Genomic DNA, 18,809 nt, shown 5'->3' with positions numbered 1-18,809 from the left:
TCTGTCCTTCTATCCCCGCTGGAAATACTGCGTGGCCAGTGTTGCCGCCTGCCGGTGCAGGTTCCGCTCCCCGCGCGTCAGCACATCCAGCAGTTCCTGCATTTCGCGCATATAGACCCGTGCAAAACCCGGATCATGCTGCGTGATGGACGCCGTATTGTCGATCAGGTCGGCCAGCTTGATCGTCTGGCCCCCGGCCGATGCCATGGCCAGATGGTCACGGTCCATGGCCTTGCGCCGCCTGCGGTTGCTATCGCCTGGGCGGCTGACATCCGTCACCATTTCAACCAGCGCCGCCACGTCATCGCCAAACGTGGCCTGTATGTCCGCCAGTGTGACGGGCGTGTCCTCCACCACGTCATGCAGCAGGGAGGCGGCGATGACTGCATCGCGCGCGCCAGTCTGCGCCACCATGCGCGCGACACGGCGGGGATGGATGATATACGGATCACCGCTGTATTTGCGCGTCTGCCCGATGCTGGCATGGGCAGCTTCGGCAAATGCATCCGCGCGGGCAATCAGGTCGCTGGTCATGAAAGGGTCCTTGGGTGCAGGGGCCGGGCCGGTCTGGTCCGGGGCGTGTAGCACGGATGGCATCGCGCGCCGTCCATGATGTTGCGCATGTGCAATGTAAGTAACGATGCGATATAACAAATGTATTTACTGTATTTTACATCATGCAGCGAAGCGGCTGCGTGAACACGGCGGCTTGCCTGCCCGTCCGTGGCTTCGTATGTGATGTGTGACAGGAAATTATAAAGTGCATGGTCTTAATTATATTATGAAACTGACCTGTTTTGTGTCTGAACGAAGCGAAACCGCGCCTTATTTATTTTATATATGGAATACGGAACCGCCGGGATGATATGCCGTTGAACCTCCCACAGCGCGTATTTTCGGGGTTGCTTCCCCAATGGCCCGGCAGGGGCCGGGGAAAAACAAGGACCTTCTGTAGCCGCTGTGATATGGAAAGGTGAAGATCATGAGTTATCATATCTCCCTGCACACACGTACCAGCCAGCCCGCATTTGCACCGGCCGACAGCCGTGGTGGTGGGGGGGCCGCGCACAATCCCGGCAACTTTGCCAATGATCCCGCCCGCGCGTCCGAAGCCGGGCACAAGGGTGGGCAGCACAGTTCCGGCAATTTCGCGAACAACCCGGAACGCGCGGCGGAAGCCGGCCGCAAGGGCGGCCAGCACAGCCATGGCGGCCAGACGGCGGAAAAATCGACATCCGCCAGCACCCGTACCGGCGGCACCCATGCCACCGGCACGCACAAGGCGACGCAGCACGGGTCGGGCAACTTTGCCGATGATCCCGAACGCGCGGCGGAAGCCGGGCGCAAGGGTGGCCAGCACAGCCACGGCGGCAAGTCGTAAGCAACCGGGTGGGCGGGACCTTTGACCGGGGCCCGCCCAACCTGCCCGTTATCCATGAATGTCCCCCACGCGGGGTGCGATCACGCCCCGGTGGCGGCGCGGCCTTCATGACACGCAAGGAGAAGCATCATGTCCGCTTCAATGACAAACAATACGACAGACGGGTCCATGACCAGCAAAATGACCGGCGACATCGCCGGCCGGCATGACCTGATTTCTTCCGACAAGGTCGAGGGCACGTCCGTGTACTCCCCGTCGGGCGAAAAACTTGGCACGGTCAGGTATTTCATGGTGGACAAGGTCAATGGCGACGTTGCCTATGTCATCATGAGTTTTGGCGGATTTCTGGGCATGGGCAACAGCTACCATCCCCTGCCGTGGAAAGCTCTGCATTATGATAAGGAACGCGGCGGCTACATTGTCGCCCTGACGCGCGAGCAGCTTGAAGCTGCCCCCGCCTATGCCGAGGATACGTCCCCCGACTGGACCAACAGCCAGTACGGCAGCCAGGTCGATACCTATTACGGCGACCTGCCGAAAATGTAAGCCGGGCCGGATCCGGCAGGACATGCAACCGCAGGTCACGGCGTCATGCCATGGCCTGCGGTTTTTTTTGGGCAGGCCATGAATGCGGTGTCATGACCTGCCGCCTTGTGCACAGAACCGGCCGTCAGGCGGATTGCGGGATAATGCCGATCATCTCTTCCTCGCCCGGTTCAGGAACCGGCGGCAGGGTCATGACCTGATCAGGCAGTGCGACGCGCGCGGGCGGCATGGGGTCCAGCTTCTGTGGCTGGCCGGTCTGCAGCGCGCGTTCCACCGCCGCAAGGACGCGCACGTCGCGCAATCCTTCCTCCCCATCCGGTTCGGGATCGCGGTCATGCAGGATGCAGTCGGAAAAATAGGCGATTTCCCCGCCAAACTGCTCCACCGGGTCATGGCGGCATGTCTGCTTCCGGCCGTCTATGCTGGTGGTATAGGTAATGCCGACATCAGGGCCGAACATGTAACACGGGCCTGCGGTCACGCTGCCCCTGTCCCCCACCAGCGAGAAATTCTCGACCGGCGCGCAGGCATAGCTGACCAGGAAATGCGCGATCCGCCCTTCGGCAAAGCGCAGGGTGACGGATACCGTGTCATCGAAATTGAACCCCCGCCCCGGCGTTTTCGTGCCCACGGCGTGGACTTCCACCGGTTCACGCGCAAACAGGTTGCGTACCGCATTCAGCGGATAGGTGCCCATGTCGGGCACCGGGCCGGACCAGTAGCCGGAATGGCCGCGATGGTTGGCTTCGGCAAAATTCTGCCCGAACATGGAACTGAAGGCCATCAGGTGCCCGAAATCCCCATTTCGGCAGCGTGAGATCAGTTCCACCGTCCCCGGTTCGCAATGCAGGCGATAGGCGATCATGAGCTTCCCGCCGCCCCGCTTCTGCGCATCCAGCATGGCCTCGCAGTCCGCAACGCTGGTCGCCATGGGCTTTTCCAGCAGCAGGTGCAGCCCCGCCTCCAGCACGGGTACCGCGTACTGCCGGTGCAGCGCGTTGGGTGTCGCCAGATAGACCGCGTCGATCTGCCCCGAACGCAGCAGCGTGGGCAGGTCATCATAATGGCAGGCCGGGATGTCGTAGCGCGCCGCCAGCCTGCGCGCCTTTTCCGGGTCGCCGGTCACCAGGGCCGCCAGCACGGAATTCCTTGCCCGCGCCATGCCCGGCATGAAGGCCTGCTGGGAAATCTGGCCGCCCCCGATGACGGCGTAACGGATTTTCCGGGTGTGTGTATCGGGTGTCATCGCATGCCTCCACGTCTGGTTGTCGTGCTGGCGGGTGAACGTGGGCCCAGGGCATGGGTTGCGATCGATCTGGCCACCTGATTTTCATGCGGTCGCGGGTCGATATAAAATAAAACCGGCAATAATGACGGGCGTTACATTACAACGCCGCCTGTCGCGACGTTACCGTCAAAGGATAAACGACAATGATCGTACGCCCCCTTCGTATCGCGTCGCTTGTGGCGTTTGCGCTGTGTCTTGATACCGCAGCCCACGCACAGGGCGGCAACACGCCGCCGCGGATGCCGGTCGAGACCATGCCCGAACATGGCGCGCCCTCTACCTCCACATCCCGGACACCGGACAGCCAGTGCCGGACACAGGATACGGCACATGGCCATTCCCGCCCCTGCCCGCGCAAGGACCCGAGCAACCCGAGCATACCCGGAACGCAGCCTGGCGGGGGCGCGGCGCCCTCATCTTCCTCCACGCCACCTACGGGCAACATGGATGAATGACATCACGGCGTGGCGGATTTCATGATGACCAGCCCGGCAAGGATCAGCAGGGCCGCGATGATGCGGGCCGGGCTTGCCGCCTCACCAAAAATCGCGATACCGGCAAGGAAGGCCCCGACCGCCCCGATGCCCGTCCATACGGCATAGGCCGTGCCCAGTGGCAGGGTGCGCATGGACCACAGCAGCAGGCAGAAGCTGACCGCCACCGCCACCAGTGTGACAACCGTAGGCCACAGGCGGGTAAAACCCTCCGACTGTTTCATGGCGGTTGCCCATATTATCTCGAACACGCCCGCCACGATCAGGGCAATCCACGCCATTATGATCTCCACCAGGCCACGATGGCCGGAATTTCCCCATCATGGCAGATGGTCGCCGCCATGGACAGCGGGATTACGCCGGTGTTGGACCACGACGATTAAATGACGGGCCGCCGGTGGCGCGGTCCCGATCATGCCTGTTGTTACCGATGTCCGCCGTGCTGGCGGCATCTGCGTGGGCGCGAAAGGCGCATCCGGTCCCACCGGATCCCCGTATGGCGGGGCGGCCGGGTCGGATACGCCTTTCATGCCTGCCGCCCGGCACGGATACATGCCGGGCGGCAGGACGGGAAGGACCGGCATGGCCCTTCCCCTGAACAGTCCGTCAAACGGAAACGGCTGTTTTAGCGACGACCGTGGTGGTCTTCGTGGTGTTCACCGCCAAAACCGCCTTCGCGGCCTTCACGGTGTTCGCCGCCAAAACCACCTTCACGGCGTTCATTACCAAAGCCACCTTCGCGGCCTTCACGATGCTCACCGCCAAAGCCGCCTTCACGGCCTTCGCGGTGTTCTTCATGGTTGCCAAAAAAGGACTGGGCCTGTGCGGCGACCGGCAGCGATGCGCCAAGCGCCAGCACGAACATGAGTGTACGTTTCATGATGTTTCTCCGGGTTACAAAGTGGTAACATTGTAGAATTGCCCGGAAGATGAAAGGGCGTGCATTGTTACAAAAAGATACCACCAGTGCCTGTTATCAGGAATTCATTGGTAATCGTTTATGGAACAGGAATTATTTCCGTGTGCAATTCAGGTATGCACGGATTTTTTTAATCGGGGGGATTAATTTATCAGTAATCATTGCGCGTATGCCACCCGTTCAACCAGCATGATGATCGCGTAGCGGTGATCGGAGATTCATACAATCATCACATTCATGGCCCATTGTTTTTGTTAGGTTGTTCCTGCCCGCGCCTGTGCTGGCTCCTTATCAGGAGGTTTCCGGATCATGAATACGCAAGCCGTCTCCACCCCCAGACCCCGTAAAGAGCCACATGAAGAATGGCGCGAAGCCCTGATCCATGCATGGAAAAACCGTCGCGGCTATGTCCGCACGCAGGATGCATCCCATGTGCATCCCGATGACGGTTACGTGCATGAGGAGGCATGATGTATCGTATCCGCAATAATATCCCGTAGTAACCGCGGGTATGATGCATTCTGTTACAAATAATTTACTGGTACAGGCTTTCTTGTCGCTGGTTGTTATTTTATAAGGCAATGGCAGGTTTTTAAAACCCGATTAGTAAAGTAGGAAATTAAATACATGAAAAAGTCCCTTCTCCTGGCTGCAGTCCTTGGTCTGTCCCTGCCGGTTGTCGCCCACGCTGAAGACAACAACGAACAGGGCCGCCACGGCGAGCACCACGGTGAACACCACGGCAAGCATCATGGCAAGCACCATGAAGAAAACGGCCAGAACGGCGAAAACGGTGACCGTGAGCACGGCGAACATGGTGATCGCGAACACGGCGAGCACGGTGGTGAGCACGGCGAGCACGACCACGATCATGACCACGAAGGCCAGCAGCAGTAATCTGCAGCCATCGTAGCGCAAAAAGGGGGGGCGTCCCATGCCGGGACGCCCCTTTTTTTGTGCCCTGTCCCCTGCCCTTTGCGCCGCGTCAGGCGGCCGGGCGGGTCAGAACAGGATCAGGTCGATGCCAATGCCCAGCAGCAGCATGCCCCACAGGGAAACCCCCAGCGCCCGCCGCCGGATCAGGTTGGCTGACAGCAGCACCAGCAGCGGGTCGGTCGCGGGTTTTTCCCCCGTCCCGCCTTCCTCGCCCGCCGTCAGTGACGGGGCGTGGCCGTGCATTTCGCGGTAGGGGCCGTCCTGTTCCCCCACCCCCACCGCCTGGAGCAGCCCGAGGCGGAAAGCGCGCAGTTCCGCTTCGGTATAGAGTGTCTGGCGGTTGATGGAGATGGGTTTCGGCCCGCAGCGCAGCCATTTCATGATGCACAGGTGGGACGGGCGGATACCAAGGTAATGCGAGGCCTCACGCGGGGAAAGAATGTTGCGGCGCGGGAAATGCAGAACGGCCGGACTGGAATTGTCATTCTGGGGGCGCATCACGACGCTTGGACCTCTGTTCTGAATATCCGCGTACGACGCGGCTTACTGCGGTTGCATGGCGACAGGGTGCCGTGTCGTGACGCCAAAAGCCAGCCCCTTTCGTCCTTTTCCGGTACGATTTCATGATCATCCCCTTTTCGTAACGCTTCGATGGGGCTAAAGCGGCCGGACACGCCGCTGCCTGCGCGCACGGTGTCGCGCCTGTTGTCAATCCACTGTGGTGTCCGTGCTCATGATGCGTATCGGCATGCTCTCGATCGGGGCATTCATCTGGCTGGTGACCGAAGTGCTGCCCATCGGGCTGCTGACGGATATCGCCCATGGGCTGAATGTGTCCGACGGCTCGGTCGGCATGCTGGTCACGGGGTATGCGTGGCTGGTGGCGCTGACCGCGATTCCGCTGACGCTGCTGACATCGGGCATGGACCGGCGCGTGCTGGTGGCGGGCCTGCTGGCGCTGGCGGGCGTGGTGGACATTGCGTGCGCGTTCGTCAGCAGTTACGCGGTCATGGCGGTGCTGCGCGTGATGCTGGCGCTGGGGCATGGCATTTTCTGGTCGATCATATCGGGGGTCGCGGTCAGGCTGGCGCCCGAACTGCCGGTCACCCGCGCCACGGCGCTGGCGTTTACCGGGGTGGCGATGGGGTTTGCCTGTGGCATTCCCATGGCGTCGGCCATCGGGCAGTGGCTGGGCTGGTGGGCGGCGTTCATCATATGCGGGGTGGCGGCCCTGGTGGTCATGGCGGGGCTGCTGGCGCTGCTGCCGCCGCTGCCCTCCCAACGCAGGCACCTTAACATCATGGTGCTGCTGCGCCAGCCATTGCTGCGTTATATCGCAGTGCTGACCATGCTGGTCATCATGGCGCATTTCACGGCCTATACCTACATCATCCCGCTGCTGCACGACATTCCGCGCAGCCCGGAAAAGCTGGTGCCGGTACTGCTGCTGGTCTATGGCGTGGCGGGCATTGGCGGCAACTGGGCCGGCGGGCGGCTGCCGTGGTCGGCTGGCAGGACCATGGGGCTGTCCATCATCGCCATGGTATTCTGCCATGGGCTGCTGGTGGCGTCGGGGTGGCTGCCGGGGCTGGTCTGGGTGGACATGGTGATCTGGGGCGTGGTCGCGGCCCTGCTGAACCTGACACCGCAGAGCTACGCCATCGAACTGGCCCCGGATGAGCGTGAGGCCGCATGCTCCTTCTGCGTGACCGGGTTCAATACCGGCATTGGCGCGGGCGCGCTGTGTGGCGGCGTGGCGCTGTCCACCGCCGGGTCATACGCCATACTGGGGTGGAGTGTCGGCATCGCGCTGGTGGCGCTGTGGGTGCTGCGCGCGGGGCGGCATTACGCACGGCAGGCCACGCGCTGACCCGGTTGGCGGGGCCACGCCCATGGCCTATGGTCGCGCCGTGCAGACAGGAAAGACCCCATGACCGATCGCATTGTATATAAAATCCTGACATCCGGTGAACATGACGCCCTGACCCGCGCGGGCAGTTTTTCAGGTTCGCCGGCCGATATCGCGGACGGGTTCATCCACCTGTCGGCCGCAGCACAGGTGGCGGGCACGCTGGACAGGCATTTCAGCGGTCAGTCCGGGCTTGTGCTGGTGGCGGTGGACCTGTCCCTGCTGGACCCGGCGGTGGTGCGCTGGGAACCCTCACGCGGGGGGCAGCTTTTCCCGCACCTGTATGCGCCCCTGCCCGTGGGCGCGGTGGTGGCCACCGCCCCGGTGGCGCGCACGGCTGATGGCGGGGTGGACCTGCCGGTCTGATCCCGTCGGCTGCAGGCCAGGGATTCAGTCGGGGTCGTTGTCGGCTTCCTCGGTTTCCACGCCCATCACGCCGTCAATATCCGACAATGCCGCCACCAGGTGCGACAGCGGCCGCCTTCCCCGCACCTTTATGAACAGCGTGACCGTGGCGTGGGCGTCATGGTCCGGGGGTGCCGTGGTGTTATGCTGGCGGTCGCGCAGGTCCTGCAATGCCTCGGGATCAGCGGTTGCGCCGGCCGGTGGTTCGATGCGCACGCGGTGGATGGTGAAGCGCAGCTGCGTGCAGCGGATCAGGATGGCGCGCAGCAGCCCCCGCCCGTCGGGATAGGATATGAACAGCCCCGCCGACCGCGCCGCATGGTCACGCGGGACCAGGTGCGACAGCCGTGGAAACCCCAGCATGATGATGAAGTGGCCCACGACCGTCGCGACCGCCAGCGCGATCAGGCCCGCCCCGCACGCCATGCCCAGCGCCGCCGTCAGCCACACGGATGCCGCCGTGGTCAGCCCGCGCACCACGTCGCGGCGCATGAAGATCACGCCGCCGCCAATGAACCCGATGCCCGACACCACCTGTGCTGCGATACGTGACGGGTCCAGCACCACCCGCCCGCTGTCGAGAATGTTATTGAACCCGTATTTCGATACCAGCATGAACAGCGCCGACGCCACCCCAACCAGCGTATAGGTGCGCAGTCCCGCGCTTTTCTGCCGGAACTCCCGCTCCAGCCCCACCAGCGCCGACAGCACGAACGCCAGCGCCAGTTCCCCCAGCTGCAGCCATCCCTCCCCCACGGTCGCCGGTGTGAATGATGGCTGTATGGTCATGCGTGCCCATGGTCCCTGTCTGTCATGGCGGTGTGTCATGCCATCAACACGGCAGGCGCGGGCGGGGTTGCCTGCGCGCGCCGCACGGGTCACAACAGTATGGAAACAAAAGCAAGGCATTGCCGGGCAGGTCGCTGCCCGGCGCGGGAAAAACCCCATGGAGATGTTCATGACGCATCGGGCGCACGCCCCGGTCACCAGCAGGAAGGGACGCGGGCCATGTCATCGCTGATCCGCGTGTCCCGGCAGGAGGTGGCGCTTATGGCCGTGACCTTCTGCTGGGGGGGCACGTTCCTGGCGGTGCATCTGGTGCAGCAGTATTGCGGGCCGCTGTTTTTCGTGGGCGTGCGTTTTGGCACCGCCTCGCTTATGGGGATTGCCGTGTTCCACCGCGCGCTGCGGGGGGTGACGGCGACGGAAATCCGCGCAGGCATGGCCATCGGGCTGTGCATGTGCGTGGCCTATGCCAGCCAGACATACGGGCTGCGGACCATCAGCAGCAGCCGTTCCGCGTTCCTGACCGCGTTGTACGTGCCCATGGTGCCGCTGGCGCAATGGGTGGTGCTGCGCCGCCGCCCCCATTTGATGAGCTGGGTGGGCATCGGGCTGGCCTTCTGTGGTCTCATGCTGCTGTCGGGTACCGGGGCCGCGTCGGGCGGCTTTGGCCCCGGTGAATGCGCGACCCTGCTGGCGGCGGTGGCCACGACGGGGGAAATCATCCTGATCGGCCGGTTTGCCGGTCGTGGCGACAGCCGGCGCATTACGGTGGTGCAGCTGGTGGTGACGGGCGTGCTGGCGCTGGCGGCCATGCCGGTCATGGGTGAAGGTCTGCCCGCCTTTTCATGGGCATGGATTGCGGGTGGCGTGGGGCTGGGTGCGGCCAGCGTGATGATCCAGCTGACCATGAACTGGGCGCAGAAAGCGGTTTCCCCCACCCGCGCCACCATCATTTACGCGGGTGAGCCGGTATGGGGTGGCATTGTCGGCTGGATCGCGGGTGATGTGCTGCCCGCGACATCGGTGGCGGGGGCCGCGTGTATCGTGGCGGGGGTGCTAGCCAGCGAATTGCGGCTGCCCGCGCGCAAACGCAGCCCTGACGCCACATCCTGACGCAGCTGAAAATAAATTGTGAATGAATGAAGGGTTTCGGGTGCCGCCTTGTTTCAAAAAGGCGGCACTCTTTCAAAGCGTCACCAAAAACCTGCTTATGGTCTGCGCGATGGCCTGATGGCAGATGGGTCCGGCACGGGCGGGCCAAGTATCTCGGCAATCTGCCGCCTGCGCCGCATGGCCCGCCATGCCGCGATACCGAACGCCAGCACCTGCGAAAACACAGCCCCGCTGACGAACAGCCCCGTACCGGCCAGCGCGTGGGTGGTCATGGCTGTGCCGCCACGAAAATGGCGATCCGCCCGATTGCGGCCTGTCCGCCCTGCGGTGATGCGCCACGCAGGCGCGTGCCGGACAGGTCAGCCATGGCCTTGAGCAGGTCGATCAGCGTTTCCGCCGCCCCGGCCGCCGTCCTGGCTTCGGACACCACGCTGCTGGACAGGTTGGCCGCCGTGCCGGTGATGACCGCGATGATCAGCGTGTCGATCTTCTCCACATCGGCAAGAATGCTGTCGAAGGCCGCCCTGACGCTGGTGCTGTCATAGCTGACGGATGTGCTGGACCCGGCGGCGGACTGGAACGCAGCCAGCGCGGATCTCAACGACGAGATGACAGTACTGGCCAGCGCAAGATTGGCCGTGCCCATGGCGCTGGCTACGAATGACACGTTGATGGCCGTGCTGGCGAAGGACAGGATCGCATTGCCGTAATCCACGACCTCGGCCACGTTCAGGGTGATGGTCGTGACCTTGCCGGATTTCGTGGCCGTGCAGGCCGCAAGCCAGCCAGTCGCCAGCGTTCCGGCCCCGGCGCGCAGCAGGGACCGGCGGGAAAAACTGATATGCATGAAAAGGCTCCGTTCGGGCAATTGCGCGGCGTCAGTGACGCATGCGGCGGAAATGTGCAGCCTGTGCGGGCAGTCCCGGCTGATCCCGTCATCCATCCATGGCCGGGACTGTGTCCTGCCCGCGTCGGGCCAGCGCCCCGGATGTCGGGCGTGGCGGGATGCGGCTGGCGTTTATTGCACTTCGCGACATATTTCTGCCTTGAAGTTGCGTATGATCGTCAAGGCAGCCCCGGATTGCATCGGCCATCCACCTAGCGCCGGGGCTGTCTTCCCCTATTTTGTCGGCATTTCGGGCTGGCCCCTGTAATTCAGGACCGGGATACCAGCCGAGGCCACGGCCTGCTTGGCCGCGGGCTTGTCCGTCAGCGGCACGCGCACGCCCGACTGCCCCGGCTTGAAGTGGTTTTCAGCCCAGCCGATGTTCAGGTCGATGGTGGTGATGACCTGATACGCCACCGCCCAGTGGCTGCCGGCATGGGGCGGTGGAACCAGTGCGGACACGGCCGAACAGGCCAGTACGAAGACCGCGGCATAAAGCGTGTACTGTTCCGGCACCGCGTCCAGCACGAACAGGACAAAGGCCCCAAGACCGCCCAGCCTGGCCGTATTGCCCGACAGGACATGGTTGCGTGTCGCCAGCACGGCGCACAATTTGCGGTTGATGGTCATGTCATGTCCCACTGCCTTGCGGGAACCCGGCGACCGGCCACCGGCCCATGTCGCCTGTCCCCGGGGTTGGAAATATCAGCCCGTCCGTGCGTCGGGCATGGTGCGAGCGGTGGTTGCCCGTGCCGTGTCATGATGCGGGGGAAACATGGCCGCTCACCCGGCCGCCGTGCCGGGCGCGGCATTCAGCGCGCTGGCAATCTGCGCCGGGCCGATATGTCCCGGCCCGTTCTCCATGGTGGCGATGCCTTCAATCAGCCCCCGCATGGTGGCGGCATCGCGCAGGTCCAGAACGGTCTGGGGTTGCACGCCCATATGGCGGCACAGGCTGGCGATGTAGGCGCTGGTCGCGTTCTCGGTGGGTGGCGCATAGACCGATATGATGCTTGCGACCGTGGTCAGTCCGCGCTCGGCATAGCGCAGCAACTGGTCACGCAGGGCGCGGATACCATCCGCCATGGTAGGGAAAGCGGCAAAGCGCGGTTCCGCCACGCCGGTTTCCAGATGCGCGCCAGGCTGGCCGACATAATCCAGGTTGCCGGGATTGTTATTGCGGATGCCGCGGGGAAGCTGCCCGGTCATGGTCCGTATCCGAACGCGCGCTTGCACAACGACCACGCCGCATCGCCAATCTGCCCCCAGCCCAGCAGGCCGGTCGCCAGCACGATGAAGGTCATGGTCACCCATGATGTCAGTTTCAGGCCGCCCTCGATCCGCGCCAGCCTGCCGGATATTTCGGTATCGCGGGCGGTGGCCGTGTCGGTCATGTCGTCCACGCGTTCCATGATTTCCCGGCGCGTCTGCGCGGCATTTTCGGACACGGTGCGGGTCAGGTCGCGCCTGAGGTCGGAAAACTGCCGTGACAGCGTGTTCAGGCCGTCACGCAGGTTGTCGTGGCCGCCTTCGACCTTCGCCAGCCGTTCGCGCACCTGCGCCATTTCCTCGGCCGTGGCGCAGCGTATGGATGCGGCCTGCCCGCCGGGCACGGTCGGTGTCATGTATTCGCTCATTCATCTTCTCATAAAAAAACCGCCTCACGGGCGGTCGGGCAGGCGCAGGTTTCAGCCGATCGGTCAGGACGTGGCGGCAGTCGCAACCGTGACATTCAGGCTGGCCGGGTTGGTCAGGGCGCCATCATTCGTGGCGCTGATGGTGACGGCCCCGGCGTCTTTTGGAGTGTAGGTCACTGTCTGCGCCGTATTCGTGCATCCATCGAACGTCACGGTCGCGGGCGAGAATGTGCCGCCTGCGCCGCCATCGGACAGTGTGACGGTCGTATCCGTGCCCGGTCCGTCATTGTCTGGCGTCAGGGTCAGTGCCAGCGCCGCCCCGGCCGTCGCCACGGACGCACCGGCCAGCGTGTAGGCCGTGGAGGGTGTGTAGAGGCTGCCAGTCGGGTATTTCCCCACCGCATCCAGCGCATAGGCAAAACCGTCAGGCACAACAATGCCAGTAAGGCCGGTCAGCGACTGGGTGGAGACAACCAGCCCCCTGGCGGCGGAAACCTGCGCAGCCGGGGGAGTTGGGGTCGTGCCCTCGGGGTAGCTGTAACCCGGCTGGTACATCAGGTCCACGGTCCGGTAGAGGATGTAGTTCTGTGCCGCCGTGGCCGTATTCGTGGTCGTGGTCGTGGTCGTGTCGGTCATCTGGATGTCCCTTTTATGCCGTTACCAGTGGATGATGATGTGGCCGTCGGAACCGGAACCGCCGGGATAGGAGCCTGACAGTGAACTGCCACCGCCGCCACCGCATCCCGGAAAGGCACCGGAATAACCGCCAGTATTCTGTGAAACGAACATGGTGCCAGCGCCGCCAAAACATGCCCCGCCCATACCACTGACATACAGGCTGCTGTTTCCTGTCGCGCCCTGCCCGGCACAACCGGGCTGGTTCACGGCGCCACCGGCAGCAGAACCGCCGGCCCCACCATACACGCTGTCAATCGCGTTCGCCCCGGCTCCGCCTGCGCCGCCACCGCCTGCGGTCATTCCCAGAATGGTCGTGGCTCCGCCGAGCGTGCCGTCGCCACCAGATGAGGCCGTGCCACCTGCGCCAACTGACAGGCTTATTTCCTGACCGGGAGTGACAGAAAACCGCCCACGGCAGTAACCGCCCCCACCGCCGCCTGCTCCTGCGCCTTTTCCTGTAGCGCCACCACCGCCGCCACCGCCGCCGCGTGCTTCGACATCAATGGAGTAAACGTTGGCTGGCACAGTCCATGATGTCGTGCCGGGGGTGAGGGTAACGACCCCATGCGCCGTGCGTAGCGTAGTGATGTCGGAGTAAACCGCCAGAGAATTCCACTGCGTGTTGGTGATGACATCGCCATACCCGATCAGCGGCCGCCACGAACCGTCTGTCGCCTGCCCCCACAACAGGGACTGCACCTGCGCATTTGTTCCCGTCATGCCGAAGGTGCCGGAGACCTTGGTTGCCTCTGCGGTCTCCGCACGCGATGTTTCGGTGGAAATGGTGTCCGACAGGCTGGTTACGGCTGCAGTAAGGTTGCTCTGTACCGTGTTGATGCTTGCGGTTACGGTCACTATGTCGGAATACAGCGCTACGGCGTCCCACTGTGTCTCAGCGATGACATCCCCGTACCCGATCAATGGACGCCACGAACCGTCTGTTGCCTGCCCCCACAACAGGGACTGCACCTGCGCATCCTCGCCCGACATGCCGAAGGTGCCGGAGACCTTTCCGGCTTCCGCCGCCTCTGCCCGTGCGGTTTCCGCGGCGTCACTGGCCTGCAGCTGGGGAATGGTTTCATAAAAGGGCGCGCCATCGGCCTGTGCGATCATGTCCGCCGTGATGGCTGTCGCACCGGCGGGCACGGTCACGGTCCACAATGCATACGCGCCAGCGGGCACCGTCGTGCCAATGCTTAGCTGCGCCACGTCCTGCCGCACGGTCGGCGCGGTCCTGCCGCTGTTGTCAGCACCAGCATAGGTCACGGCCGGGTCGGCGGCGTTATAGAACGGCAGCACGGTATCATCCGTATCCACCGTGGCGGGCGTGACATAGACGCTGTAGGTCGCCCCTGCCCCCGGCACCGTCAGCGTGACGGGATCACGGCTGGCATACTGGCGCACAAGCTGGCTGGCGACGGCGGCCAGCGTGCCATAGGCGGATGCATCCACCACGCCGGGGGCCAGCAGCGAACCGGGGGCGATTACCAGTGCCAGCCCGCTGCCCGGCGTGCAGGCAAAGCCACTGGCGGCCACCGTGGCCCAGCCATAGGCCATGGCCGCAAGCTGGCCTAGCCCCACATACGCATTGCGCTGCGCGTTCAGCTGGTCACTGTCCAGCGGGATCTGCGCGGGGTAGACGATCTGTCTGTCCATTATCCAAGGGTCTCCACGTCCTGAACCCACGCGATGGTGCCTGCGGGCATCACATCGGCCATGCGGTCCAGTGTCTGTGTTGCGGGCGGGCTGGTGTCGCCGGTGGGCAACTGGGCAAATAGCTGGAAGGGTGCGCCGCGTGATCCGTAGCGCAGGGCGGACACGCCATAGCCGTAGCCGCCGCCAGTGGCCGGACTGGCCATGCTGGCGATGCCCTTGCAATCGGTCGCATTGCGCGGCTCGATCACGCGGCCTGCGGTGCCCACTTCATCGGCAATGGTGTTGACCACGTCGGGCCGCGTGCCCAATGAGGGGAACAGTGCTTCCTCGATCCGGGCGCGGAAGGCATCGTCACTTTCGCCGGGGTTGCGGGTCAGCAGCGTGCCGAAGAAGTCAGCCGCGAACATGTCCAGGAACGCGCCACCCATGGTGGCCAGACGGGTCTGGTCCGCCGTTCCCGCCAGCATGGCCCATATCCATGCAAACACGCAGCCGAAACCCTGCAACAGGGCGTTCAGCACCGGGGCCTGTTCCGCCTCGCCCGCTGCGGGGGCTGCGGGGAACCACCCGGTCGGCAGCAGCCTGCGGATGCGCAGGGCAAAGCCGTTCTGCGTTACATCAGCCAAAGGACACCGTCCCCGCACGGTAGGCCGTGCCGGTGATTGCGGGCAGGTCCACCGTGCCGCCCGCCAGCGTCACGCCGGTCACGTTGGTGACCGACGTGCTGGCGGCATAGGCAATCTGGATCAGGCGCGAATAGCTGGCCGCATCCCCGATGGCGAGGCCGTTCAGATAGGTTGCGATGTTGGTGCTGATGGTGGCCTCGATCGTGGCGAGGTTGCCGGTGCTGTTCACGCTGATGGTCATGGTGACAGGCGGCCTCACCACATTGGGCCGCACCACCATGATGGACACGGCCGCCGGGCGCACGGCGTCGACGGCCGTATAGACCGCGTCAATCACGCTGTCGGCCACGTCGCCCGACCCGTCATCGACAAACACCACCACGTTGCCGGGCAGTGTCGCGCCGGACGTGTCCACGTTCTCCACCACCTGGTAGATCAGGTCGGCGGAGACATCCGTCACCGCGTTCTCGATCGCCGCCACCGTCGCCTTGGACCGGCTGTTGATATAGGCCACGAAGCGCGTGCGCAGGGCGGCGTCCGTCTCCCCATCGCTGCCATTGGTCAGGGCTGCGGCGTTGGTGACGGTGTCAATGCCCGCAACCGCGGTGCCCAGCAGGCAGATCGCGCCCGCCGTGACGTTGCCGGTGCTGCCGGTTGTCTCGCACTGCACCGGCACGGTGACGGACGCCGTGCCCGCAGGCCGGACATAGGCGCTGTCGGCAGCCGACCAGGCCGGGTTGGTGCTGTCCTCCACCACGTCATAGATCAGGTTCGATGCCGTCTTGACCGTGGCGCCCACGGCAATGGTGGCGGACTGGCTGGCGGGGGTGAAGGATGTGAACGTGACCGTGCCGGTGGCTGCCGTGCCCGGCTCACGCGTCAGGCCGAAATCCTCGACGAAGCTGTCCACGTCCGACCCGATGGAGGTCGCAAGGCGCGTGCGCGAGAGGATCTGGAGCGCAATGAACTGGAACCAAAGCCCCAGCCCCGCGACGGCTTCAAGCATGGCGCGGCCGGCGGACCCGACATTCAGGTCCAGCAGCGATGGGCATGCGCCCTGCGCCGCCGCCACCATGTTGCCCAGCGTTGTCTTGAATGACTGGAAGGTTATGGCCAAGCGGGCCTCCCATTAAAAAAGGCGGCTCCGGGGAACCGCCTGTCAGGTGCTCAATGTCAGTTCCTGCACCGTGCCGGTCGGCGCGTCGGTGTAGGATATGGCCAGCAGGCAGGCCCCGGTTTTCGGGCTGGTGATGGTCACGGTGACGGGCTGGGTCTGGTCCACGCCTGCTTCGTCCTGCATCTGCTGCAGCACAAGGGCGCGGATGCCCGCGTCATCCATCACGCTGCCGACCCGGGCGGGCAGCCCCGCGCCATAGTCGGGCTGCCAGATATAGCCGCCCGCGTTGGTGCATAGCCTGCGCAGCAGCGCCTGCCGGGTCTGTTCCGCGCCCGTGACCACGGCCACGCCGCCGGTGCCCGACAGGTCAAGGTCACCGCCCATGGTGTGGGACAGGGCGCTCATTGCGGTGCCCCCGTTGATCCGCTGCCCGGCTGCACGCCATTGTGGGTGTGGCCCTTGCCGGATATGCCTGCGGCAAGCACGTCCGTCTTGCCGGTGACCGTGCCTTGCGCGGTCATGTCTTTGTCGGTCGTGATCGGACCGCCGGTGACGGCAAGGCCGCCCGCATCCAGCGTCATGCCCACGTCCCCCACCTTCCACGCCTTGGCGCCATTGGTCAGGGTTTCCGTGGCGTTCCCGGCCCCGCTGTAGATCGTGTCTTTCGTGATGTGCCACCACGGGGCGTCCTGCGTGGCGTTCCCCGGTGCGGTGCCGCCATTTGCCGGTGGCGCGCCGCATCCGGCCACGACCAGCATCTCGCCCGGCTGCGCCGGTTTGCCGGTGGCAGGCGATGGGGGTGGCATGACCACCGCGTCATAAACCGGCATGGCGGCCACGCCGTGTTCCGCATCGCCTTCAACATGCACGACCAGCACATGCGTGCCGATATCGGGCGGGCAGGCAATGCGCAGGCTGCCGACCTGTATCGCGGCATAGGGCAGCCATCCGCTTTCGACGCCTGCTGGCTGGGCCATGACCTTGACGGCGTGGTTGACCGGGTCCACGGCGCTGACCAGCCCGAAACCGGGCTGCGCCTGCGCACCGGCCATGTTGGCCGCGATCATGCGCGTGTCAGTCATCCGTTCCTCCGTCCTGTGTGGCGTTGCGCGCGCGCAGGGTGACGTGCTGGGAAAAGCCGCCCTGCCATGAAAAGCTGCTGGTCACGGCGTCCACATCCAGCGTGCCGTCCCATGTCGTGCCCGTGCCGGTCAGGCGCATGAAATCGCGTGGCGCCAGCGTCACGCAGCCGGGAATGGTGCCGGTTATGGTGCGCGCATGCGCCGTGATCTGGTTGTATTTCTGTTGCGCGATCCGTTTCAGGTCATCCAGCCGCGCGCCGGGCATGGCAAAGCTGTGCAGCGTGCCCGTGCCCTCGCCCTGCGTGGTGGCGCCGCCTGCCGCGGACCAGTAATAATCGACCCGGCTGCGCTGGCGGCTGTCCCAGCTCATGACATGCACGACCACGCCGCGCCCCACCTGGTAATCGCGTGCGAAATGCAGGCCGTACGCCCCCATGGCAATGGGACTGTCCGACCCGGTATCGGCATAATCCAGCACATGGGTATTGGCGGTCGTGGCCGTGGGACATGGCGCGCAGACAATGGTGGCGCCACTGGCATACAGGTCGCACCCGGCCATGGTGGCGATGCCGCGCGCCAGGTCGAACGCGGTCTGGAACCGGCTGTGGGTGGCGGCGGATGCGCGCTTGTGCTCCAGTTGCCAGAACTGCCCCACCATGGCGTCGGTCAGGGTGACATCGGGCGTCAGTCCGGCCGCTGTAATCATGGCGCGGACCACGTCGGCCCCCGTCATGTTCATCCACCCGTCACGCACCCGCATGTCCAGCAGTTTCGCCAGATAGTCACGGCACTGTACCCGCACCGTTGTCGCGGCGGGGTTCAGGCCCACATGGTCCACGATGCCACGGAACATCGTCACCCACTGCGCGCCCCCCTGTGCCGCGTCGCGCATCTGCACCGTAATGTCGATATCGGGCAGTGTTTCGCCCTGTCCCGCCGGTTGCAGGTCGAACCACGCCCCGCCCGACGGGATGCGCGCCCGGTCCACCGCCAGCGTCATGTCCAGCGTATCGGCGCGGCTGTAGCGCGTGCGCGACAGGGTGAACTGTTCCAGCCCGGTTTCCGCGCGTTCCACCCCGCCCACCAGCACCCGCGCACGCGGCATGCGCCACATGGACGGTGTGGATGTCGTGGCGGCGGTCATGATGTCACCCCCGGCACGCCACTGTCCTGTGAGGTATCGGGGGCGGGCAGCAACAGGGTGACCGGCGTGGTGAAACCCGACAGGTCGGGATCGGCCATGCCGTTCAGCCGCGCGATGCGCCACCACTGCGTGGCGTCCCCCAGCTGCCGGGCCGCGACGTGGTAAAGCGAGGTGTCACTGCCCGTGACCCTGATCGTGGTTGGCAT

At 64.5% G+C, this 18,809-nt stretch carries 28 protein-coding genes; 7 read left to right on the top strand and 21 right to left on the bottom strand.

Going from position 1 to position 18,809, the window contains the following annotated elements; genetic code table 11:
- Positions 1-9: 9 nt before the first annotated feature.
- Positions 10-534, bottom strand: a complete 525-nt coding sequence (locus F1542_RS03620; RefSeq protein WP_193731855.1) for an HD domain-containing protein — start codon at positions 532-534, stop codon at positions 10-12.
- Between the two features lie 448 nt (positions 535-982).
- Here F1542_RS03620 and F1542_RS03615 point away from each other — a divergent pair, with 448 nt between their 5' ends.
- Together F1542_RS03615 and F1542_RS03610 are read left to right on the top strand one after the other, a co-directional pair.
- On the top strand, positions 983-1,381 hold the full coding sequence (locus F1542_RS03615; RefSeq protein WP_193731854.1) for a general stress protein: 399 nt from the start codon (positions 983-985) through the stop codon (positions 1,379-1,381).
- A 141-nt stretch (positions 1,382-1,522) separates the two neighbouring features.
- Positions 1,523-1,927 (top strand): PRC-barrel domain-containing protein, encoded by a 405-nt coding sequence (locus F1542_RS03610; protein ID WP_193731879.1) that lies wholly within the window; start codon positions 1,523-1,525, stop codon positions 1,925-1,927.
- Between the two features lie 124 nt (positions 1,928-2,051).
- Here F1542_RS03610 and F1542_RS03605 read toward each other — a convergent pair whose 3' ends face one another.
- Entirely contained in the window at positions 2,052-3,173 is a 1,122-nt protein-coding gene (locus F1542_RS03605; protein ID WP_193731853.1) for a Gfo/Idh/MocA family protein, read from the bottom strand.
- 185 nt (positions 3,174-3,358) lie between these two features.
- Here F1542_RS03605 and F1542_RS03600 point away from each other — a divergent pair, with 185 nt between their 5' ends.
- On the top strand, positions 3,359-3,670 hold the full coding sequence (locus F1542_RS03600; protein WP_193731852.1) for a hypothetical protein: 312 nt from the start codon (positions 3,359-3,361) through the stop codon (positions 3,668-3,670).
- A 2-nt stretch (positions 3,671-3,672) separates the two neighbouring features.
- On the opposite strand, the gene F1542_RS03595 is transcribed toward F1542_RS03600, so the two are convergent.
- Genes F1542_RS03595 through F1542_RS03585 form a run of 3 tightly spaced genes read right to left on the bottom strand, consistent with a single transcriptional unit; the run spans position 3,673 to position 4,589 of the window.
- On the bottom strand, positions 3,673-3,990 hold the full coding sequence (locus F1542_RS03595; RefSeq protein WP_193731851.1) for a multidrug efflux SMR transporter: 318 nt from the start codon (positions 3,988-3,990) through the stop codon (positions 3,673-3,675).
- Positions 3,991-4,029: 39 nt separating this feature from the next.
- Entirely contained in the window at positions 4,030-4,293 is a 264-nt protein-coding gene (locus F1542_RS03590; RefSeq protein ID WP_193731850.1) for a hypothetical protein, read from the bottom strand.
- 41 nt (positions 4,294-4,334) lie between these two features.
- Positions 4,335-4,589: a hypothetical protein gene (locus F1542_RS03585; RefSeq protein ID WP_193731849.1), complete on the bottom strand. Its 255-nt coding sequence runs from the start codon at positions 4,587-4,589 to the stop codon at positions 4,335-4,337.
- Between the two features lie 348 nt (positions 4,590-4,937).
- On the opposite strand from F1542_RS03585, the gene F1542_RS03580 reads away from it, so the two are divergent.
- On the top strand, positions 4,938-5,099 hold the full coding sequence (locus F1542_RS03580; protein ID WP_193731848.1) for a hypothetical protein: 162 nt from the start codon (positions 4,938-4,940) through the stop codon (positions 5,097-5,099).
- Positions 5,100-5,231: 132 nt separating this feature from the next.
- Here the strand turns inward: F1542_RS03580 and F1542_RS03575 are convergent, their stop codons facing one another.
- Positions 5,232-5,564 (bottom strand): hypothetical protein, encoded by a 333-nt coding sequence (locus F1542_RS03575; RefSeq protein WP_227672452.1) that lies wholly within the window; start codon positions 5,562-5,564, stop codon positions 5,232-5,234.
- Positions 5,565-5,630: 66 nt separating this feature from the next.
- Complete coding sequence (locus F1542_RS03570) at positions 5,631-6,062, bottom strand: hypothetical protein (RefSeq protein ID WP_193731877.1); 432 nt, start codon at positions 6,060-6,062, stop codon at positions 5,631-5,633.
- 235 nt (positions 6,063-6,297) lie between these two features.
- Between F1542_RS03570 and F1542_RS03565 the strand changes: the two genes are divergently transcribed.
- Together F1542_RS03565 and F1542_RS03560 are read left to right on the top strand one after the other, a co-directional pair.
- The gene (locus F1542_RS03565; protein WP_227672451.1) at positions 6,298-7,434 is read left to right on the top strand and encodes an MFS transporter; all 1,137 of its coding nucleotides are present in this window, start codon (positions 6,298-6,300) and stop codon (positions 7,432-7,434) included.
- Between the two features lie 60 nt (positions 7,435-7,494).
- Positions 7,495-7,839 carry a DUF952 domain-containing protein gene (locus F1542_RS03560; protein ID WP_193731846.1) on the top strand — a complete coding sequence of 115 codons (345 nt, stop codon included), beginning with the start codon at positions 7,495-7,497 and terminating at the stop codon, positions 7,837-7,839.
- 24 nt (positions 7,840-7,863) lie between these two features.
- Here the strand turns inward: F1542_RS03560 and F1542_RS03555 are convergent, their stop codons facing one another.
- On the bottom strand, positions 7,864-8,826 hold the full coding sequence (locus F1542_RS03555; RefSeq protein ID WP_193731876.1) for an MgtC/SapB family protein: 963 nt from the start codon (positions 8,824-8,826) through the stop codon (positions 7,864-7,866).
- Positions 8,827-8,886: 60 nt separating this feature from the next.
- Between F1542_RS03555 and F1542_RS03550 the strand changes: the two genes are divergently transcribed.
- Entirely contained in the window at positions 8,887-9,777 is an 891-nt protein-coding gene (locus F1542_RS03550) for a DMT family transporter (protein ID WP_193731845.1), read from the top strand.
- Positions 9,778-9,872: 95 nt separating this feature from the next.
- On the opposite strand, the gene F1542_RS03545 is transcribed toward F1542_RS03550, so the two are convergent.
- The 13 genes from F1542_RS03545 to F1542_RS03485 form a co-directional block, all read right to left on the bottom strand.
- Positions 9,873-10,049: a hypothetical protein gene (locus F1542_RS03545; RefSeq protein WP_193731844.1), complete on the bottom strand. Its 177-nt coding sequence runs from the start codon at positions 10,047-10,049 to the stop codon at positions 9,873-9,875.
- Positions 10,046-10,624 (bottom strand): hypothetical protein, encoded by a 579-nt coding sequence (locus F1542_RS03540; protein WP_193731843.1) that lies wholly within the window; start codon positions 10,622-10,624, stop codon positions 10,046-10,048. The genes F1542_RS03545 and F1542_RS03540 overlap by 4 nt, the downstream gene beginning before the upstream one ends.
- A gap of 273 nt (positions 10,625-10,897) precedes the next feature.
- Positions 10,898-11,293, bottom strand: coding sequence for a hypothetical protein (locus F1542_RS03535; RefSeq protein ID WP_227672450.1), 396 nt, complete (start codon positions 11,291-11,293; stop codon positions 10,898-10,900).
- Between the two features lie 153 nt (positions 11,294-11,446).
- A complete protein-coding gene (locus F1542_RS03530) occupies positions 11,447-11,872 on the bottom strand; it encodes a structural protein (RefSeq protein WP_193731842.1) in 426 nt (141 codons plus the stop codon).
- Positions 11,869-12,288, bottom strand: coding sequence for a hypothetical protein (locus tag F1542_RS03525; RefSeq protein ID WP_227672449.1), 420 nt, complete (start codon positions 12,286-12,288; stop codon positions 11,869-11,871). The genes F1542_RS03530 and F1542_RS03525 overlap by 4 nt, the downstream gene beginning before the upstream one ends.
- Before the next feature lie 75 nt (positions 12,289-12,363).
- A complete protein-coding gene (locus F1542_RS03520; protein ID WP_193731840.1) occupies positions 12,364-12,936 on the bottom strand; it encodes a hypothetical protein in 573 nt (190 codons plus the stop codon).
- A 21-nt stretch (positions 12,937-12,957) separates the two neighbouring features.
- Positions 12,958-14,634 carry a hypothetical protein gene (locus F1542_RS03515; protein ID WP_193731839.1) on the bottom strand — a complete coding sequence of 559 codons (1,677 nt, stop codon included), beginning with the start codon at positions 14,632-14,634 and terminating at the stop codon, positions 12,958-12,960.
- Entirely contained in the window at positions 14,634-15,260 is a 627-nt protein-coding gene (locus tag F1542_RS03510) for a hypothetical protein (RefSeq protein WP_193731838.1), read from the bottom strand. Before F1542_RS03510 ends, F1542_RS03515 begins: the two co-directional genes overlap by 1 nt.
- Positions 15,253-16,377 carry a baseplate J/gp47 family protein gene (locus F1542_RS03505; protein WP_193731837.1) on the bottom strand — a complete coding sequence of 375 codons (1,125 nt, stop codon included), beginning with the start codon at positions 16,375-16,377 and terminating at the stop codon, positions 15,253-15,255. The genes F1542_RS03510 and F1542_RS03505 overlap by 8 nt, the downstream gene beginning before the upstream one ends.
- Before the next feature lie 42 nt (positions 16,378-16,419).
- Positions 16,420-16,782 (bottom strand): phage tail protein, encoded by a 363-nt coding sequence (locus F1542_RS03500; RefSeq protein ID WP_193731836.1) that lies wholly within the window; start codon positions 16,780-16,782, stop codon positions 16,420-16,422.
- Complete coding sequence (locus tag F1542_RS03495; RefSeq protein WP_193731835.1) at positions 16,779-17,459, bottom strand: phage baseplate assembly protein V; 681 nt, start codon at positions 17,457-17,459, stop codon at positions 16,779-16,781. Before F1542_RS03495 ends, F1542_RS03500 begins: the two co-directional genes overlap by 4 nt.
- Positions 17,452-18,603: a hypothetical protein gene (locus F1542_RS03490; RefSeq protein WP_193731834.1), complete on the bottom strand. Its 1,152-nt coding sequence runs from the start codon at positions 18,601-18,603 to the stop codon at positions 17,452-17,454. Before F1542_RS03490 ends, F1542_RS03495 begins: the two co-directional genes overlap by 8 nt.
- Complete coding sequence (locus tag F1542_RS03485; RefSeq protein WP_193731833.1) at positions 18,600-18,809, bottom strand: hypothetical protein; 210 nt, start codon at positions 18,807-18,809, stop codon at positions 18,600-18,602. The genes F1542_RS03490 and F1542_RS03485 overlap by 4 nt, the downstream gene beginning before the upstream one ends.

The sequence above is a fragment of the Komagataeibacter sp. FXV3 genome (assembly GCF_015155755.1).
Lineage (GTDB): Bacteria > Pseudomonadota > Alphaproteobacteria > Acetobacterales > Acetobacteraceae > Komagataeibacter.
Note: the sequence above shows the minus strand (reverse complement) of the source record. Positions and strands in the feature narration are given on the sequence as shown.

What these genes read in the sequence shown, in the direction of transcription:
- F1542_RS03620 (WP_193731855.1), bottom strand. Translation starts at nt 534, where the DNA reads ATGACCAGCGACCTGATTGCCCGCGCGGATGCATTTGCCGAAGCTGCC.
- F1542_RS03615 (WP_193731854.1), top strand. Translation starts at nt 983, where the DNA reads ATGAGTTATCATATCTCCCTGCACACACGTACCAGCCAGCCCGCATTT.
- F1542_RS03610 (WP_193731879.1), top strand. Translation starts at nt 1,523, where the DNA reads ATGACAAACAATACGACAGACGGGTCCATGACCAGCAAAATGACCGGC.
- F1542_RS03605 (WP_193731853.1), bottom strand. Translation starts at nt 3,173, where the DNA reads ATGACACCCGATACACACACCCGGAAAATCCGTTACGCCGTCATCGGG.
- F1542_RS03600 (WP_193731852.1), top strand. Translation starts at nt 3,359, where the DNA reads ATGATCGTACGCCCCCTTCGTATCGCGTCGCTTGTGGCGTTTGCGCTG.
- F1542_RS03595 (WP_193731851.1), bottom strand. Translation starts at nt 3,990, where the DNA reads ATGGCGTGGATTGCCCTGATCGTGGCGGGCGTGTTCGAGATAATATGG.
- F1542_RS03590 (WP_193731850.1), bottom strand. Translation starts at nt 4,293, where the DNA reads ATGCCGGTCCTTCCCGTCCTGCCGCCCGGCATGTATCCGTGCCGGGCG.
- F1542_RS03585 (WP_193731849.1), bottom strand. Translation starts at nt 4,589, where the DNA reads ATGAAACGTACACTCATGTTCGTGCTGGCGCTTGGCGCATCGCTGCCG.
- F1542_RS03580 (WP_193731848.1), top strand. Translation starts at nt 4,938, where the DNA reads ATGAATACGCAAGCCGTCTCCACCCCCAGACCCCGTAAAGAGCCACAT.
- F1542_RS03575 (WP_227672452.1), bottom strand. Translation starts at nt 5,564, where the DNA reads ATGGGACGCCCCCCCTTTTTGCGCTACGATGGCTGCAGATTACTGCTG.
- F1542_RS03570 (WP_193731877.1), bottom strand. Translation starts at nt 6,062, where the DNA reads ATGCGCCCCCAGAATGACAATTCCAGTCCGGCCGTTCTGCATTTCCCG.
- F1542_RS03565 (WP_227672451.1), top strand. Translation starts at nt 6,298, where the DNA reads ATGATGCGTATCGGCATGCTCTCGATCGGGGCATTCATCTGGCTGGTG.
- F1542_RS03560 (WP_193731846.1), top strand. Translation starts at nt 7,495, where the DNA reads ATGACCGATCGCATTGTATATAAAATCCTGACATCCGGTGAACATGAC.
- F1542_RS03555 (WP_193731876.1), bottom strand. Translation starts at nt 8,826, where the DNA reads ATGGGGTTTTTCCCGCGCCGGGCAGCGACCTGCCCGGCAATGCCTTGC.
- F1542_RS03550 (WP_193731845.1), top strand. Translation starts at nt 8,887, where the DNA reads ATGTCATCGCTGATCCGCGTGTCCCGGCAGGAGGTGGCGCTTATGGCC.
- F1542_RS03545 (WP_193731844.1), bottom strand. Translation starts at nt 10,049, where the DNA reads ATGACCACCCACGCGCTGGCCGGTACGGGGCTGTTCGTCAGCGGGGCT.
- F1542_RS03540 (WP_193731843.1), bottom strand. Translation starts at nt 10,624, where the DNA reads ATGCATATCAGTTTTTCCCGCCGGTCCCTGCTGCGCGCCGGGGCCGGA.
- F1542_RS03535 (WP_227672450.1), bottom strand. Translation starts at nt 11,293, where the DNA reads ATGACCATCAACCGCAAATTGTGCGCCGTGCTGGCGACACGCAACCAT.
- F1542_RS03530 (WP_193731842.1), bottom strand. Translation starts at nt 11,872, where the DNA reads ATGACCGGGCAGCTTCCCCGCGGCATCCGCAATAACAATCCCGGCAAC.
- F1542_RS03525 (WP_227672449.1), bottom strand. Translation starts at nt 12,288, where the DNA reads ATGACACCGACCGTGCCCGGCGGGCAGGCCGCATCCATACGCTGCGCC.
- F1542_RS03520 (WP_193731840.1), bottom strand. Translation starts at nt 12,936, where the DNA reads ATGACCGACACGACCACGACCACGACCACGAATACGGCCACGGCGGCA.
- F1542_RS03515 (WP_193731839.1), bottom strand. Translation starts at nt 14,634, where the DNA reads ATGGACAGACAGATCGTCTACCCCGCGCAGATCCCGCTGGACAGTGAC.
- F1542_RS03500 (WP_193731836.1), bottom strand. Translation starts at nt 16,782, where the DNA reads ATGAGCGCCCTGTCCCACACCATGGGCGGTGACCTTGACCTGTCGGGC.
- F1542_RS03495 (WP_193731835.1), bottom strand. Translation starts at nt 17,459, where the DNA reads ATGACTGACACGCGCATGATCGCGGCCAACATGGCCGGTGCGCAGGCG.
- F1542_RS03490 (WP_193731834.1), bottom strand. Translation starts at nt 18,603, where the DNA reads ATGACCGCCGCCACGACATCCACACCGTCCATGTGGCGCATGCCGCGT.
- F1542_RS03485 (WP_193731833.1), bottom strand. Translation starts at nt 18,809, where the DNA reads ATGCCAACCACGATCAGGGTCACGGGCAGTGACACCTCGCTTTACCAC.